Raw genomic sequence first — 15,415 nt, 5'->3', positions numbered from 1 at the left:
CTCACTCCTTGCCTTCCGGCTTGCCCTCGCCGGTCCATTCGGAGGCGACGATGGTCGGGTCATGGTCGGTGACGGTGGCCGGCGGGTCGACGTTCGCGTCGAGTTCGGCAATCACCTCGTTGCGTGCGGTCGGCTTCTCGTTTGGGTCGACGGACGTGTCTTCGATCGATCCGACCACTTCGCCGGCGGACTTGCGGGCGCGCAGACGCGGGTCGGCCAGATCGTTGAGCGATTCGCCCACGAGCGTGATGCCGAGCACGATGAGCACGATGGCGATGCCCGGGAACACGGCAGTCCACCAGATGCCGGCGGTCACGTCGGAAACCGAGCGGTTCAGGTCGTAGCCCCATTCGGCGGCGGCGGTCGGCTCGATGCCGAAGCCGAGGAAGCCCAGGCCGGCGAGGGTCAGGATGGCTTCGGACGAGTTCAGCGTCAGGATCACCGGCAACGTGCGGGTGGAGTTCTTGAACAGGTGCTTGGTCATGATGCGCCAGGTGGAGGCGCCGACCACGCGCGCGGACTCGACATACGCGGATTCCTTGATGCGGATCACTTCGGCGCGAATTGTGCGGAAATACTGCGGGATGTACACCACGGTGATGGAGATGCCGGAAGCCAGAATGCCGCTCCACAGGCCGGACTGGCCGTGGGAGATCATGATGGCCATCAGAATGGCGAGCAGCAGCGAGGGGAAGGAGTAGACGGCGTCGGCGATCATCACCAGAATGCGGTCCACCCAGCCACCGTAGTAGCCGGAGACCAGGCCGAGCAGCACGCCGGCGAAGATGGAGAGCAGCACGGCCACGACGATGGCGATGACGGCGGTGCGTGCGCCCCACACCACACGGGAGAACACGTCGAATCCGGCGGCGGTGGTGCCCCAGATGTGTTCGGCGGAGGGTGCGGCCTGCGCCGGGAAGGACGTGCCGTCGGCGGCCTTGATCTGGGCGTGGCCGTAGGGGGCGATCAGCGGGGCGAAGAGGGCCACGAGCAGGAAGAACGCGGTGATCGCGAGACCGGTGATCAGCATGCCCTTCTGCCAGCCGACCGCCACGCGCAGTTCCTTGATGATCGGGATCTTGGTCCAGAACGGCGTCTTGGTGCTGACGTTGAGCTTGGTAAGGCGGTCGTCACCGGGGACGGTGATCTTGTCTTGGGATGCGGTGGTCATCTCAGTACCTCACTCTCGGGTCGATAAGCGCGGCGATGACGTCGACGAGGAAGTTGACGACGGCCACGATGATGGCGATAAGGATCACGATGCCCTGCACGGCCACGAAGTCACGGGCCTTCAGGTACTGGGACAGCATGAAGCCCAGGCCCTTCCATTCGAAGGTGGTTTCGGTCAGGACCGCACCGGCGAGCATCAGGGCGATCTGCATGCCCATGACGGTGATGATCGGGATCAGGGCCGGTCGCCAGGCGTGCTTGTTGAGCAGGCGCTTTTCGGAGACGCCGCGCGAGCGGGCAGCCTCGACGTAGCCGGAATTGTAGGTGGAGATGACGTTGGTGCGTACCAGACGGATGAACACGCCGGCGGTCAGGAGGCCTAGGGCGACGGCCGGCAGCACGGCGTGGCGCAGCACGTCGACGAGCACGTTCATGTCGCCGAGCTGGATGGCGTCGATGATGTAGAAGCCAGTCGGCGATACCAGACGGGTGAACTGCATTTCGGAGTTCAGGTCGGAGCGGCCGGAGGCTGGAAGGATGTTGAGCCAGACAGCGAAGATGAGCTTCAGCACGAGGCCGAGGAAGAACACCGGGGTGGCGTAGCACAGGATGGCGAAGGTGCGGATGCCGGCGTCGGCGGCACGGTCGCGTTTGCGGGCGGCGAGTCGGCCTAGGCCGATGCCGACAATCAGCGCCACAATCAGGGCGAGGAAGGCCAGTTCGAATGTGGCGGCGCCGTAGTGCGTAAGAATGCTGATCACCGGCTGGTTATCGGTCAGCGTCGTGCCGAGGTCGCCGTGCAGCAGGCCGCCAAGATAGTCGACGTATTGCACAATCAGCGGGCGGTCATAGCCGGCCGCGTGGATGCGCTGCTGGAGTTCGGCGGGTGTCAGGCGGCCGCCCAAGGCGGCGGAAATCGGGTCGCCGGTGGCGCGCATCACGAAGAACACGATGGTGACCAGAATGAAAACGGTGGGAATAATGAGAAGGAACCTCGTCAGCACGAAGCGGAAGAAACTACCTGACAGTCGGTTCTTCTTCGTCTTGGCTTTCGCCGGAGTGGTGCTGGAGGTCGCTATGGCGCTGTCTGACACGCGATGCTCCTTGGTGTTGGTAATCGGTATATAAAGCAATAAAGGCTCCCCTCTCCGAGGGGAGCTGGCGGCGAAGCCGACTGAGGGGAGTCATACGAGTTGGGCTCCCCTCAGTCTGCCGTCGGCAGACAGCTCCCCCCTCAAAGAGGGGAGCTCATGCTGGATCAGCCCTTGGTGACGGAGGCATAGCGGAAGCGGAAGGAAGCGTCGAGGGTGACACCCTTCACGGAGGTGCCGGTGACGGCGACCTGGGCACCCTGCAGCAGCGGGATGGTGGAGAGGTCTTCGGTCTCGAGCTTCTGAATCTGCTTGAGGATGTCTCCACGAGCGGACTCGTCCTTCTCGCCGGCCTGCTTGACGATCAGGTCGTTGACTTCCTTGTTGGAGTAGCCGTTGTTCACGAAGTTACCATCGCGGAAGAACGGGGACAGGTAGTTGTCCGGGTCGGAGTAGTCCGGGAACCATCCAAGCTGGTAGACCGGGTACACACCGTCGGAATCGTCGGTAACCACACGATCCTTGTTGTACTGGGTCCATTCGGTGGACTGCATGTCGACCTTGAACAGGCCGCCTGCCTCAAGCTGGGACTTCAGGGCAGCGTACTCGTCGGCGGAGACGGAGCCGTAGTGGTCGTTGTTGTACTGGAGCTTGAGGTCGACCGGGGTGGTGACGCCGGCGTCGGCGAGGACCTTCTTGGCCTTCTCGGTGCTCGGCTTGCCGTTGCCGTCGCCGTAGGCGGACTTCAGCGTGTCATCGTGACCGGCCAGGCCGTCCGGGATGAAGGAGTACATCGGGGTGTAGGTGCCCTTGTAGACCTTGGTGGAGAGCTCTTCGCGGTCGATGAGGTTGGCGACGGCCTGGCGCACGGCCTTGGCCTTGTTGGCGTCGGCGTCGGGCTGGGATTCGCCGTAGGGCTGAATCTTGAAGTTGAAGGCGATGAAGCGCTCCTCACCGCCCGGGCCCTTGACGACCTTGACCTTGGAGTCCTTGGAGAGGTCCTCGATGTCGGTCGGGCTCAGGGAGCGGTTGGCCACGTCGATCTGGCCCTGCTGGACGGCCATCTTCAGGTTGGAGGCGTCGGCGAAGTACTTGACCTGCACGGCGGAGTTCTTGGCCGGGGTCAGGCCCTTGTAGGAGTCGTTCTTGGCGTAGGCGGCGGACTCGTTGATCTTGAAGGCGGTCAGCGTGTACGGGCCGGCAAAGGCCTTCTTGGAGACGATGGTGTCGGCGTCGGTGAGCTTGTCGGCGTCGAAGGTATCCTCATCGACGATCGGGCCGGCGGGGCTGGACATGACCTGCTTCAGAGTCACGTCAAAAGGCACGGAATCCTTGAACACCACGGTGGTGTCGTCCTTGGCGGTCACGGATTCGACGTTGGCGAGCAGGGAGCTCGGGCCGTTCGGGTCGTTGATCTTCTTGATGCGATCGTAGGAGAACTTGACGTCGGAAGCGGTCAGGTCGTTGCCGTTGGCAAACTTCAGGCCGTCCTTGAGCTTGACGGTGAATTCGGTGCCGTCATCGTTCCAGGTACCGTCATCGGCGGCGATGTCCGGGCTCAGTTCGGAGGTGTTGTAGTCCTGGGCGTACAGGAACGGGAACACCTGAATCTGCACGGCGTATGAACCGTTGTCGTAGGAGCCGGCGGGGTCCAGGCTGGTGATCTTATCGGTGGTGCCGATGATGATGGCGTTGCCGGAATCGGCGCCTGCGGCGGTGTCATCCTTCACGCCGCCGCAGGCGGTCAGGGATGCGATGGCGGCCACGGAGACGGCGGCGGCCAGAATCTTCTTGGAATTCAACAGGAATCCTCTCTCATAACTTGTTTCCACGTCATCACTGCGGGCGTGGATTACCGCCTGACTATGGTGCGGATGTGTTACCTCTGCGTTTCCATAGTCATCGACTTATGTTTCGCTTGTGGCGACCAAGGCCGGTTTTATGCGGTATCGAGCAGTATTACGGATTCTTGTATTACGACGTGAATAACGGTCACATGGTGAGACAAATATACTATCATCTCACCATGTGACCATGTTCGTAGACGAATGCCTTCCATTCGTCAACCGGTCGGCCTACTGCTACTTGAGCTTGCGGCCCGCGCACCACACCTGTTCGACCGTCCAGTCGGCCGGGTCCGCAAGGTTGAAATCGGCGGCGAAGCCGGGGGCGATGAGGCCGATCGGCACCCCGGTGACCGGGTTCGGCCGGTCGAAGCCGAACGCCTTGGCCGGCGTCAGAGTGGCCGCCTCGACCGCGTCCACCGGGCTGAAGCCCAGTTCGCACACCGCACGGCGCACGGCGACCTCCAGCAGCAGAGTGGAGCCGGCGATGGCGCCGTTGGAGACCAGGCGCGCATGCCCGCCGACCACGTTCACGTCCAGCGCGCCCAACTTGTAGGCGCCGTCCGGGCAGTCGGTGGCGGCCATCGCGTCGGTCACGAAGGCCGTGCGGTGAGGCGCGAACCGGAAGGAGAGGCTCACCATCGGATCCTGCACGTGGAATCCGTCGTTGATGAGCTCGATGGTGACGCGCGGGTCCTCCACCGCGGCCGGAATCGGACCGGGTTCGCGGTGATGCAGGCCGTTCATCGCGTTGAACATGTGGGTCATGATGCCCGCGCCCGCGTCGAAGCCGGCTTTGGCGGTCTCGTAGTCGGCGTCGCAGTGGCCCACGGCCGGCACCACGCCGGCAGCGGCGAACTGGCGGATGGCGGAGATGCCGTGGGGCAGTTCGGGGGCGATGGTGATCTGGCGGATGCAGCCAAGCTTGCCGGAGGCGGGGTCGGCACCGGAGGCCTCAAGCATCTTATCGACGATGTCAGGCACCGGATCCTTGAGACATTCCGGGTCATGTGCGCCCTTGCGGGCCAGGGCCAGGAACGGGCCTTCCAGATGGCAGCCTAGGATGTCGGGGCGGCCGGACTCCATTGTGGCGCGGACGGTGCGGATGTTGCGGCAGATCACGTCCACGGGGTTGGTGATCAGCGAGAGCACCTGGCGCGTGGTGCCATGCACGGCGTGGCCGGCCCGCGCCACGTCGATGCCGTCCGGCCCGTCATCGAAGCTCTTCTCCCATGCGCCGTGCGCGTGGATGTCCACGTAGCCGGGGGTCAGAATACGGCCTTCGGCGTCGATGACCGCGTTGCGATCGGCCGGGTCGAGCCCCACCGTGCGGCAGCAGTGCTCGAAGGTCCCCTCCCCCGTGCCGGCCGCCATGATGACGCCGGCGGCATCGGAGACGACCCAATATCCGCGCCGTTCGCCGCGCGCATCCACCTTGCGCGCGTTACGAATCGCCACCGGAGCCGGCTTGCCCTCCAGTGCCGCGGTCACGCGCGAGACTATCTCGTTCCTATCAGACATGTTGTTCTCCTTACCGCTCATGCGCTCCCGCTGGCGGGAGCCAGCACACGATAACTCAGATGCCCTGCCAGGCCGGCTTGTGGGTGTAGGCGTAACGGTAGTAGTCCTTGTGGCGCAGGCGGGACGCGGCCTCCTCATCCACGATAATCGTGGCGTGCGGGTGCATCTGCAGCGCGGAAGCCGGGCAGAACGCTGACACGCCGCCTTCCACCGTCTCCTCGATGGCTTCGGCCTTGCCGGCACCGAACGCCAGCAGCACGAGGTGACGGGCCTTCATGATCGTGCCAATACCCTGCGTGATGCAGTGGGTGGGCACTTGGTTGATGTCGTTGTCGAAGAAGCGCGCGTTGTCGATGCGGGTCTGTTCGGCCAAGGTCTTGACGCGAGTGCCGGAGGCCAGCGAGGAACCGGGCTCGTTGAAGCCGACGTGGCCGTCGGTGCCGATGCCGAGGATCTGCACGTCGATGCCGCCAGCGGCTTCGATGGCACGATCATAGGCCGGGCCGGCCAGCGCGACTTTGTCGCCGTCTTCGAGCGGAGTGCCATTGAGTACGTCGCCGGGCACATGGACCTTGGCCGGGTCCAGGCCAAGCGGTTCGACCACAGTGCGATGGATGGTCGCATGATAGGACTCGGGATGGGTCAGCGGCAGCCCGATGTATTCGTCAAGCGCGAAACCACGCACGCCCGAAACGTCAATGGCCTCGTCCTTGACGATCTTGGCGAGCGCCTGATAGGCGGCCAGCGGGCTGGAGCCAGTGGCCAGGCCCAGCACGGCGTCCGGCTTTGCTTTGATCAGGTCCGCCACGCAACGGCCGTAGATCTCGCCGGCCTCGGCTTCGTTCTTGACAATGATGATTTCCGGCATCGGTTTCCTCCAGTTCCGTGCGGCCCGCCCGATGCGAGTCGCTGTACCGCCGCCCGTCTTGCGGATAATGGCAACATCCTTGTCACGTCCGGGTGCCGCGCGGCGTTCCAACCACCGTTCGGCGTAGCGCCGATTGGTGATTCGCTATTTGTTAATGATACTAACAATTTTGGACCTTATGAACACTCACGGTGTTTCCTGACGCTTCACACAGGTACACTGGAATTTATTAGTGAAGTTTCATAACAGTTTCAACGACGAAATTGCGCTTCACCGTCTAAGCTGTGTATGGAACAACAATCGCCGTCCACTCGCTCACCATCAGGCAGGAGGAAACATGTCATATCTCGGTCTCAACACAACGACCGACGACCATGCGGCCAAGGCTTCCCCCGCCGATGTGCGCCGCAAGAACCGCCAACTTATCTTCAGGTTGTTGTTCCCCACCAACCAGTATTCGCGCGCCGAGCTCGGCCGACGCACCGGATTGAGCCGCGTGGCCGTTTCCGATGTGGTCGGTCGGATGCTGGAGGAAGGATTGCTGCGCGAGACCGGTCAGGCACCCAGCGGCGGCAAAGGCAAACGAGGCACACTGCTGAGCATCGATATCGATCGACTGCGCATCATCAGCATCGACCTGACGCAGGAGCACCTGCTGCACGGCGCAGTCACCAATCTGCTCGGCCAGCCGCTGCGTCACGCCGAAGTCACCCTGAACACCGGCTCATTCGTTTCCGTGGATGTGATCATCGAGCTCATTGAGAAGATGCTGGGCATGTCCGATGGCGAGGTCATCGGCATCGGAGTCGCCTCCCCCGGCGTGGTAGACAACGGCGTGGTCCGCTCCTCCACGATGCGCGGCTGGAACAATCTCGACCTGTCCACGCCAATCGCCGAACATTTCGGACTTGAAGTAAACATCAGCAACGACGCCACCGCAGCCATGCTCACCGAACGTTTCTTTGGCCAAGGCGGGCCGAATATGCTTTTCGTGCGCATCGAAAGAGGCATCGGTTCGGCGATTCTGCTCTCGGACACGCCGGTAATCGGCGAACTGCACGCGGCTGGCGAGCTCGGCCATATTTCCATCGATCTTGACGGGCCGCTGTGCCCTTGCGGCAAGCACGGTTGCTTGGAGACGATGATTTCCGGAACCGCATTGAAGAAGCAACTCAGCGCAGCAGACGTGGAGCAGCATCAGGGTATCCTTGCTCGGGCGGGCCGCTATCTTGGCCAAGCCCTGGCCATGCCTGTGGGCCTTTTGGATATGGCAGACGTATGCGTCTATGGCCAGCCGAACATCATCAACGCGACGTTCATCGGCGCGGCCCAGCAATATCTGGATGCCGCCACATCCTCGTCCTTCCACAAACACACGGTGATTCGGCGCTGCGAATGCGGACCTGACATCACCGTACAGGGCGAGGCCATCGCCGTGGTCTTCCAACACTTGGCCAAATAAAAGCCGGTCACCCCGGCAACGAAACGCGCAAGACCAAGCGCGGCACAGCACGACATAAAGCGATATAGGACTGCGTGGGAGATGGGGCCTCGGAGACAAATCTGAGGCCTCATCTCCCATGCCCCGGCACTATGCCAGGCTACGCCGCCATGGCGGCACCGATGGCTCCGACTGGTTGGCCGACAGGTGCCAGACGCAGCCGGGCCGGCAGGTCCAGCGTTTCGAGGAATCGGCATTGCGATTCGCGCCGGCGCAGCTCAGCCGTGATCACCTCGACCAATGGTTCGCCGGTTTTGGCCATGCCACCGCCCAAGATGATGAGTCGCGGATCAACGGACTGAGCCAGGATTTGTATGGTGTCGCCGATGGCGCGCACTACCATGTCCAGCACATCGACGGCCTTGGCCTCCCGCTTTTTCGCGCGACGAATCAGGTCGGGCATCGGCGGGTCGGCGTTGGGCCACAGACGCCCCACGGATGCGCCCGAGCAGACTGTTTCCAAGCATCCGTATTGCCCGCAAGGGCACTTGAGGCGATGAGGTTCGACTGGGATATGGCCGATTTCGCCGGCCGCGCCGCTATAGCCATGCATCAGCACGCCGTTTTCGACGATGCCCGCAGCCAGTCCGGTGCCGAAGTTCAGGAACGCAATGGTACCGGCCATGCCGTCCGCACCGCCCAATACGGTGGCCGCGCCGACGGCGGCGGCATTGACGTCGTTTTCCACATGGGCCGGCACGCCCGAACGCTGCGAGACCAACGGCCCCATATCCAGCGAGACCACGTCGAGATTCACGATATTGCCCACATGCCCGCTGGCCGAATCCACCGTGCCCGGGGTACCGACACCGATGGCCCTCACCTCGTCAAAACGCCCACCCGCTGCCTGATGTGCTACAGCGACGATGTCTTCGATCACGGCATCGTTGCCATGCCTGGCGGGAATACGGGCGGAACCCAATACCGTGCCCATTGCGTCAACCAGCACAGCTTCGATTTTTGTTCCGCCCACGTCAACACCGATTTTGAGATTGTTCATAGTGTTTTCAGACATCAGTCCTCCCCTGTTCTTCATCGAACGTTTCGCTTGATATCAGTGTGCATCCGACTATTGACAACCATCTTAACAAATTCCCCCAAGACGACACTCACATGCACGACACACCGAATGACATATTGATTGCGTCAATCAATTAACAGCGTTAATATCTTAATCAAGTTCAGATTCAAAGACGAGCGGAACAACTCGCAGCGGTACAGACAAGGAGGACTTAAGACCGATGGCAACAAACACCACCCATGCCACCTCCCAAGCCAGTGTCTCCGAATCCAACCGCTCCCGCATCGTCAAGCACCTGTATCACAACGGCATCAGCTCCCGCGCGCAAATCGCCAAGGCACTGGAACTCACCCCCGCGGCCATCACCAAAATCACCGCACGCCTTATCGAGGCCGGCATGATTGAAGAGACCGGCGATTTGGAAGGTTCCAAGAACCGCCGTTCCATCGGTCTCAAACTCGACACCACGCGGTTCCGCATCATCGGCATCAAATTCGCCCGCTCGCTGGTGCAGATCGGCGTGTTCGACCTGTGTGGCAACACCCTGAGCTTTGAAAACCTGCCCACGGTGTACGGCAACACCATCAACGACACCATCGTCACCATCCACCAGCGCGTCGAACAACTGCTTGACAACGACCCGTCCATTGTGGCCATCGGCATGGCGGTGCCCGGCCCCTACCTGCGTAACGTAGGCCGCACCGCCGTGGTGTCCAGCATGCAGGGCTGGCGCAAAATCAACTTCATCGACGAATTCGCCACCGCTTTCCGCGTGCCTGTGTTCATCGAACAGGACGCCCGCGCCGGAGCCCTCGCACATTATCTCTTCGACCCGTCGGTGCACGCCGACGGCAACCTCGCCTATTATCTGGTCGGCGAAGGCGTGGGCCTCGGCGTCATCGACAACGGTCGTCTCATCAACGGCTTCCTCGGTGCCGCCACCGAAATCGGACACATCTCCATCGACGTCAACGGCCGCCCCTGCGATTGCGGCAACGTCGGCTGCCTTGAACGCTACTGCTCCACCCCCGCCATTCACGACATGCTCATCGCCGATGGCACCGTGGTTCCCGGCGCGGCCGATATGACCCACACCGAAGCCGCCCGCGCCCTGTTCGCCAAAGCCGGCGACGGCGACGAAGCGTCAATCGCCATTGTCCGCGAAGTCGCCCGATACGTCGGCTACGGATGCGTCACCATCTTCAATGGATACAATCCTGAGCACATCATCATCGGCGACATCGTGTCCGAAGCCGGCCCGATACTGCTCGATGAGGTGCGCGCCACGGTGGCCGAACGGGCCATCCCCGAAATCAATGCCTCCACTTCCATCAGCCTATCCACCTTGTCCGCCGACGCGGCGGTCTCCGGTGCCGCAGCAGTGGCAGTGACCCAATTCCTCGAACACCCCTCGGTGTTCTTCGACGTCTCCTAAACCAAGCGCCGACATCACAAGATTTTCCATACGAAACACCCGATAAAGGAAACAAAGGAAAGGAAACCAACCATGACTACCCCGATCGTTCTGAGCCTCGGTGAACTGCTGTGGGACATGCTGCCGAGCGGCAAGCGAGCCGGCGGCGCCCCCGTCAACTTCGCCTACCACGCGATGAAGAACGGCACCGAAGGCTGGGCCATCAGCGCGGTCGGCGAGGATGAACTCGGCGACGAACTGATTGCCAAGGCCGACGAGGCCGGCATCAACACCGTCATCCAGCGCAACGCCTGGCCGACCTCCACCGTCGAAGTCGCACTGAAGAACGGTATCCCGGAGTACACCATCGTCAAGGGCGTGGCTTGGGACCACATCCTGTACACCCGCCAGCTCATCGACGTGGTCTCCAAGGCCGACGCCGTCTGCTTCGGCACCCTGGCCCTGCGCTCCCCCGAATCGCACGCCACCATCACGGAGCTGCTCAAGCACACCAAGCCGGGCGCGATGAAGTTCTTCGACATCAACCTGCGCGGCGACCACTACTCCAAGGAACTTATCGAGGAACTCCTCAAGGCGGCCACCGTCTTCAAGATCAACGACGAGGAACTCCTGCTGCTGCGCGACATGTTCGACATTCGCGGCACCTCCGGCGAAGACGCCTCCCGCTGGTTCCTCGAGGAATTCGACCTCGACTACGTGATTCTGACCGCCGGCTCCGCCTACTCCACCATCATCTCCCGCAAGGGCGAGGTCTCCACGCTGGACACTCCGCACGTCGAGGTGAACGACACCGTGGGTGCAGGTGACTCCTTCTCCGGCACCTTCACCGCACGCATCCTGCTGGGCGACACGCTCGCCGAAGCCCACCGCAAGGCCGTCAACACCGCCGCCTACGTCTGCACCCAGGCCGGTGCCTGGCCGCAGTACCCGGCCGAGATGCCCGACTACCTGGCTGAAATCGGCAAGTAATCCAAAACCACCTATTTTCCCGATGGCTTTGCCGTCCTATACCGGCAAAGCCATCCCGTTTTAAAAAGGAGTTACCATGTCCATTCGTGACACCGTCACCGGCGTCCAGCATGTCGGCATTCCGACCACGGATCTCGAAGGCACCATCGCCTACTACGAGCGTCTCGGCTTCGAATGCCTCGGCATCTATCCCAACGGTGAGGACCGCTGCACCTTCCTGCGCCTGAACAACCTGACCCTCGAGGTGTGGACCATGGATCCCACCCCGATGGAAAACGGTGCCATCAACCACTTCGCGCTGGATTCCACGGATATCGAGGCGTCCTTCGCTGAAGCGCAGAAGCTCGGCCTGAACTTCGCGGAAGGCTCCATCCAGCACATCGACACCTTCTGGAGCAACGGCATCCGTTACTTCAACGTACTGGGCCCGAACCACGAGGTCATCGAATTCTGCCAAATCATGTAACACCCTGATGGAACCCGGCAACAGGACTATCACTATTCACTAGTCATCATCCATTGATCGATCGATCTGTCATACGTCCATTTATAGAGAAAAAGGGAATACATATCATGGACAAGACCGCATCCAAGAACGTGGCGTGGGTGGAAAGCCCTGACGGCTACCTTGATCGCACGCCAGTATTGCAATTTTCAATGACTTCGGTGCTGTTCGCCTTCTAGGCCATCGCCGCAAGCCTCAATGACATTCTTATCACCCAGTTCAAGGCCGTATTCGACCTGAGCGACATGAAGACCGCGTTCGTGCAGTCCGCATTCTATGCCGGCTACTTCATCGTGGCCATCCCCGCCTCGCTGTTCATCAAGAAGACCAGCTACAAAATCGGCATCATGACCGGCCTGGCGTTCTTCGCGCTCGGCTGCTTCATCTTCTTCGTGGACCGTATCTCCGCCAGCTACCCGCTCTCGAAGGTCCGCGAGACTCGCGTGCTGACCGTCTACATGATTATCGGCTGCGTGATTCTTCTCGGCACCGCCTTCATCCTGCCCCGCCATCGAGCTGTTGGTCGTCGGCCTGTACTTCCTGACTGAATTCAAGCGCGACACGTACACCCCGCCCCAGCTCAAGGCCATGGACGAGAAGAACGAGGCCTGATTCCGCCCCCCTTTGTTCGTCATTCGTGTGACTTCACGAATCGACTGACCGCAACCGGTGAGATTCTCCGAACAGGAAATCTCACCGGTTTTTCATATGGTGCGCTCACACTCATGCTCTTCACATCCTTTCGCGTGTCATGAACTAAAGCGGTTTAGAATAATGCTGTTCCCTTGATACGTATATCCCTCAAACAAAGAAGTTGAATTTATGACGACCACCGCGATACCGAAGTCGGTCTCGGATTTCATGCAGCACATCACGGACCTGTGTGGCACCGAACACGCCGCCTGGGCCGAGAACTTCAATGCCTGCTTTGCCGACACCCTGACCACCACGGTCAAACGGCATGACGACGGCACCACATTCCTGCTTACCGGCGATATCCCGGCCATGTGGCTGCGTGATTCGACCGCGCAATTGCGCCCGTATCTGGCCCTTGCCGCCGAAGACAGCGATATCGCGAACCTGATCGCCGGTCTGATACGGCAACAGTTCCGCTACATCATCATCGACCCGTATGCGAATGCCTTCAACGAGGAACCGAACGGCGCCTCCTGGGACAAGGACGACCGGTCCGATTTCTCCAGCCCTTGGCTTTGGGAGCGCAAGTACGAGGTGGATTCGCTGTGCTACCCCATCCAGTTGGCTTGGATGCTGTATGCGAACACCGGCAACGCCGATCACTTCGATGCCGAATTCATTGCCGGCGTCAAGAAGATTCTTGACGTCTTCGAGACCGAGCAGCATCATGAACGCTCCCCGTATTTCTTCATCCGCGACACGGACATCCCCACCGAATCGCTGAGCAATAACGGCAAGGGGACGCCGGTGGCGTACACCGGCATGACCTGGTCCGGCTTCCGCCCCAGCGACGACGCCTGCACCTACCACTATCTGGTGCCCTCGAACATGTTCGCCGCCGTGGTGATGGGCTATCTGGAACGCATCTTCGGCGGTGAGATTCTGGATGACGCCGATATCGCCGCCCGTGCCGGCGAGCTGCGCCGCACCATCACCGAAGGCATCGAAGCCCACGCCAAAACGACGAACCGCAATGGCGAGACGATTTACGCGTTCGAGACCGACGGCCTGGGTCACGTCAATATCATGGACGACAGCAATGTGCCCTCCTTGATGGCGGCCCCTTACTTGGGGTACTGCGCACCGGACGATCCGACGTATCTGGCGACCCGACGCACGCTGCTCAGCGACGAAAACCCGTACTATTACGAGGGCGAGTATCTCAAGGGCATCGGCTCACCGCACACCCCGCCGCGCTATGTGTGGCCGATCGCGCTGTCTATCGAGGCGATGACCAGCGACAGCAAGGACTTCAAGGCGCATATCCTCGACCGTCTTGTAGCCACCGACGCCGGTACACATCTCATGCACGAAGGCGTCGACGTGGATGATCCGACCAAGTACACGCGCGAATGGTTCAGCTGGTCGAATATGATGTTCTGCGAACTGGTCATGGACTATTTCGGCATTCGCGTGAAACACTAAGACGTGCCCGCTGAATGCCCATTGCGCACCCACCGCATGTTCTCGTTAAGGAAAGGAACAATCATTATGACCAATAACCCACGGTATACGCTCGGCACCGAAGCCAACCGCATTTTCATGGCTTCCGAAACCTACGAGCTGCTGAAGTTCGGCAAGGGCTTCCCAGCGCCGGATGGCGGTTCCGGCTGGCTGAACGCCGACGGCACCCTCGACCCCTCCCACGGCGTCGAAACGTGGATCACCAGCCGTATGGCCCATGTGTATTCGATTGGTGCCATGCTCGGATACCCGGGTGCGGGCGAGCTGGCCGACGCGGCGCTCAAGGGATTGACCGGCATTCTGCATGACGACGAGCACGGCGGCTGGTATCCGCAGGTGTTCGCGGACGGCACCCATGCGCCGGGCAAGGTCTGCTATGCGCATGCCTTCGTGATTCTCGCCGCGTCCTCCGCCCTGCTGGCCGGACGTCCGGGTGCCAAGGAACTGCTTGACGAGGCGCTTGCCACGTATGACAAGCATTTCTGGGATGACGAAATCGGTTTGGCCGTCGATACCTGGAATACCGAATTCACCGAGCTCGACCCGTACCGTGGTCTCAACGCCAACATGCACACCACCGAGGCATTCCTGGCCGTGGCCGACGCCACCGGGAACAACACCTATCGCGTCCGCGCCGGACACATCATCGATCATGTGATCGGCTGGGCGAAGCACAACGAGTGGCGCATCCCCGAACATTTCAAGTCCGATTGGTCGCTGGACCTCGAATGCAACGTCGACAAGAAGGATGATCAGTTCAAGCCGTACGGCGCCACGCCGGGTCACGGCATCGAATGGGCCCGCTTGATCACGCAGTGGGCGTTAAGCTCCTTCGCCAACCTTGACGGCGCACAGCCGTACGTCGACGCCGCCGAGCATCTGTTCGCGCGTGCCGTGGCCGACGCATGGAACGCCGACGGCACCGTGGGACTCGCCTACACGACCGACTGGAGCGGCAAGCCCGTGGTCACCGATCGCATGCATTGGACGCTGGCCGAATCGTTGAACACTTCCGCCACGCTGTATGCGGCCACCGGCGAGGAGATGTACGCCAACTGGTACGCCACATTCGCCCAGTATGTCGATGAGCATGTCATCGACCACGAGGGCGGTTCCTGGTTCCATCAGCTTGACAAGAACAACCACGTGATCGGCACGGTCTGGCCGGGCAAGTCCGACCTGTACCACGCCTTCCAGTCCACGCTGATTCCGTTCTTGGACCCGGCCGTGTCCATTGCGACGGCCGTGAAGAACGCTGAATAATCGACAGCATCTAAGCCTCTATATCCTTTTTTCTTCCTCTTTCTCAACGGCGTTGGGCCCCGTGGAA

14 protein-coding genes are annotated in these 15,415 nt (G+C 61.3%); 8 read left to right on the top strand and 6 right to left on the bottom strand.

The window, feature by feature from the left end; all coding sequences use genetic code 11:
* Window position 1: 1 nt before the first annotated feature.
* The 5 genes from AB5287_RS04180 to nagB all read right to left on the bottom strand — a co-directional run bounded on the left by AB5287_RS04180 (window position 2) and on the right by nagB (window position 6,494).
* Entirely contained in the window at window positions 2-1,171 is a 1,170-nt protein-coding gene (locus AB5287_RS04180; protein ID WP_007052567.1) for an ABC transporter permease, read from the bottom strand.
* Between the two features lies 1 nt (window position 1,172).
* The gene (locus tag AB5287_RS04175; protein WP_007052566.1) at window positions 1,173-2,264 is read right to left on the bottom strand and encodes an ABC transporter permease; all 1,092 of its coding nucleotides are present in this window, start codon (window positions 2,262-2,264) and stop codon (window positions 1,173-1,175) included.
* Between the two features lie 164 nt (window positions 2,265-2,428).
* On the bottom strand, window positions 2,429-4,063 hold the full coding sequence (locus tag AB5287_RS04170; RefSeq protein WP_368220728.1) for an ABC transporter substrate-binding protein: 1,635 nt from the start codon (window positions 4,061-4,063) through the stop codon (window positions 2,429-2,431).
* Between the two features lie 279 nt (window positions 4,064-4,342).
* Window positions 4,343-5,626 carry an N-acetylglucosamine-6-phosphate deacetylase gene (locus tag AB5287_RS04165; RefSeq protein WP_065444256.1) on the bottom strand — a complete coding sequence of 428 codons (1,284 nt, stop codon included), beginning with the start codon at window positions 5,624-5,626 and terminating at the stop codon, window positions 4,343-4,345.
* Between the two features lie 55 nt (window positions 5,627-5,681).
* On the bottom strand, window positions 5,682-6,494 hold the full coding sequence (gene nagB / locus AB5287_RS04160; protein ID WP_007052563.1) for a glucosamine-6-phosphate deaminase: 813 nt from the start codon (window positions 6,492-6,494) through the stop codon (window positions 5,682-5,684).
* 337 nt (window positions 6,495-6,831) lie between these two features.
* On the opposite strand from nagB, the gene AB5287_RS04155 reads away from it, so the two are divergent.
* Window positions 6,832-7,956 carry an ROK family protein gene (locus AB5287_RS04155; RefSeq protein WP_368220726.1) on the top strand — a complete coding sequence of 375 codons (1,125 nt, stop codon included), beginning with the start codon at window positions 6,832-6,834 and terminating at the stop codon, window positions 7,954-7,956.
* A gap of 139 nt (window positions 7,957-8,095) precedes the next feature.
* On the opposite strand, the gene AB5287_RS04150 is transcribed toward AB5287_RS04155, so the two are convergent.
* Window positions 8,096-9,010 carry an ROK family protein gene (locus AB5287_RS04150; RefSeq protein ID WP_041473870.1) on the bottom strand — a complete coding sequence of 305 codons (915 nt, stop codon included), beginning with the start codon at window positions 9,008-9,010 and terminating at the stop codon, window positions 8,096-8,098.
* Window positions 9,011-9,236: 226 nt separating this feature from the next.
* Here AB5287_RS04150 and AB5287_RS04145 point away from each other — a divergent pair, with 226 nt between their 5' ends.
* The 7 genes from AB5287_RS04145 to AB5287_RS04115 all read left to right on the top strand — a co-directional run bounded on the left by AB5287_RS04145 (window position 9,237) and on the right by AB5287_RS04115 (window position 15,348).
* Window positions 9,237-10,451, top strand: a complete 1,215-nt coding sequence (locus AB5287_RS04145; RefSeq protein WP_011067997.1) for an ROK family transcriptional regulator — start codon at window positions 9,237-9,239, stop codon at window positions 10,449-10,451.
* A 72-nt stretch (window positions 10,452-10,523) separates the two neighbouring features.
* On the top strand, window positions 10,524-11,420 hold the full coding sequence (locus tag AB5287_RS04140) for a carbohydrate kinase (protein WP_007054420.1): 897 nt from the start codon (window positions 10,524-10,526) through the stop codon (window positions 11,418-11,420).
* Window positions 11,421-11,496: 76 nt separating this feature from the next.
* Window positions 11,497-11,886, top strand: a complete 390-nt coding sequence (locus AB5287_RS04135) for a VOC family protein (RefSeq protein ID WP_007054419.1) — start codon at window positions 11,497-11,499, stop codon at window positions 11,884-11,886.
* A gap of 107 nt (window positions 11,887-11,993) precedes the next feature.
* Window positions 11,994-12,104, top strand: coding sequence for a hypothetical protein (locus AB5287_RS04130; protein ID WP_007054418.1), 111 nt, complete (start codon window positions 11,994-11,996; stop codon window positions 12,102-12,104).
* Window positions 12,105-12,170: 66 nt separating this feature from the next.
* Entirely contained in the window at window positions 12,171-12,473 is a 303-nt protein-coding gene (locus tag AB5287_RS04125; protein WP_007054417.1) for a hypothetical protein, read from the top strand.
* A gap of 274 nt (window positions 12,474-12,747) precedes the next feature.
* Window positions 12,748-14,046 (top strand): glycoside hydrolase family 125 protein, encoded by a 1,299-nt coding sequence (locus tag AB5287_RS04120; protein ID WP_196003722.1) that lies wholly within the window; start codon window positions 12,748-12,750, stop codon window positions 14,044-14,046.
* 66 nt (window positions 14,047-14,112) lie between these two features.
* Window positions 14,113-15,348, top strand: coding sequence for an AGE family epimerase/isomerase (locus tag AB5287_RS04115; protein ID WP_015713728.1), 1,236 nt, complete (start codon window positions 14,113-14,115; stop codon window positions 15,346-15,348).
* The last annotated feature ends 67 nt before the right edge of the window (window positions 15,349-15,415 follow it).

The organism is Bifidobacterium sp. RTP21102st3_E2_RTP21102_210122 (genome assembly GCF_040916945.1).
GTDB lineage: Bacteria > Actinomycetota > Actinomycetes > Actinomycetales > Bifidobacteriaceae > Bifidobacterium > Bifidobacterium longum.
The sequence above is the reverse complement of the archived record's forward strand: the minus strand, read 5'-3'. Positions and strand labels throughout refer to the sequence as shown.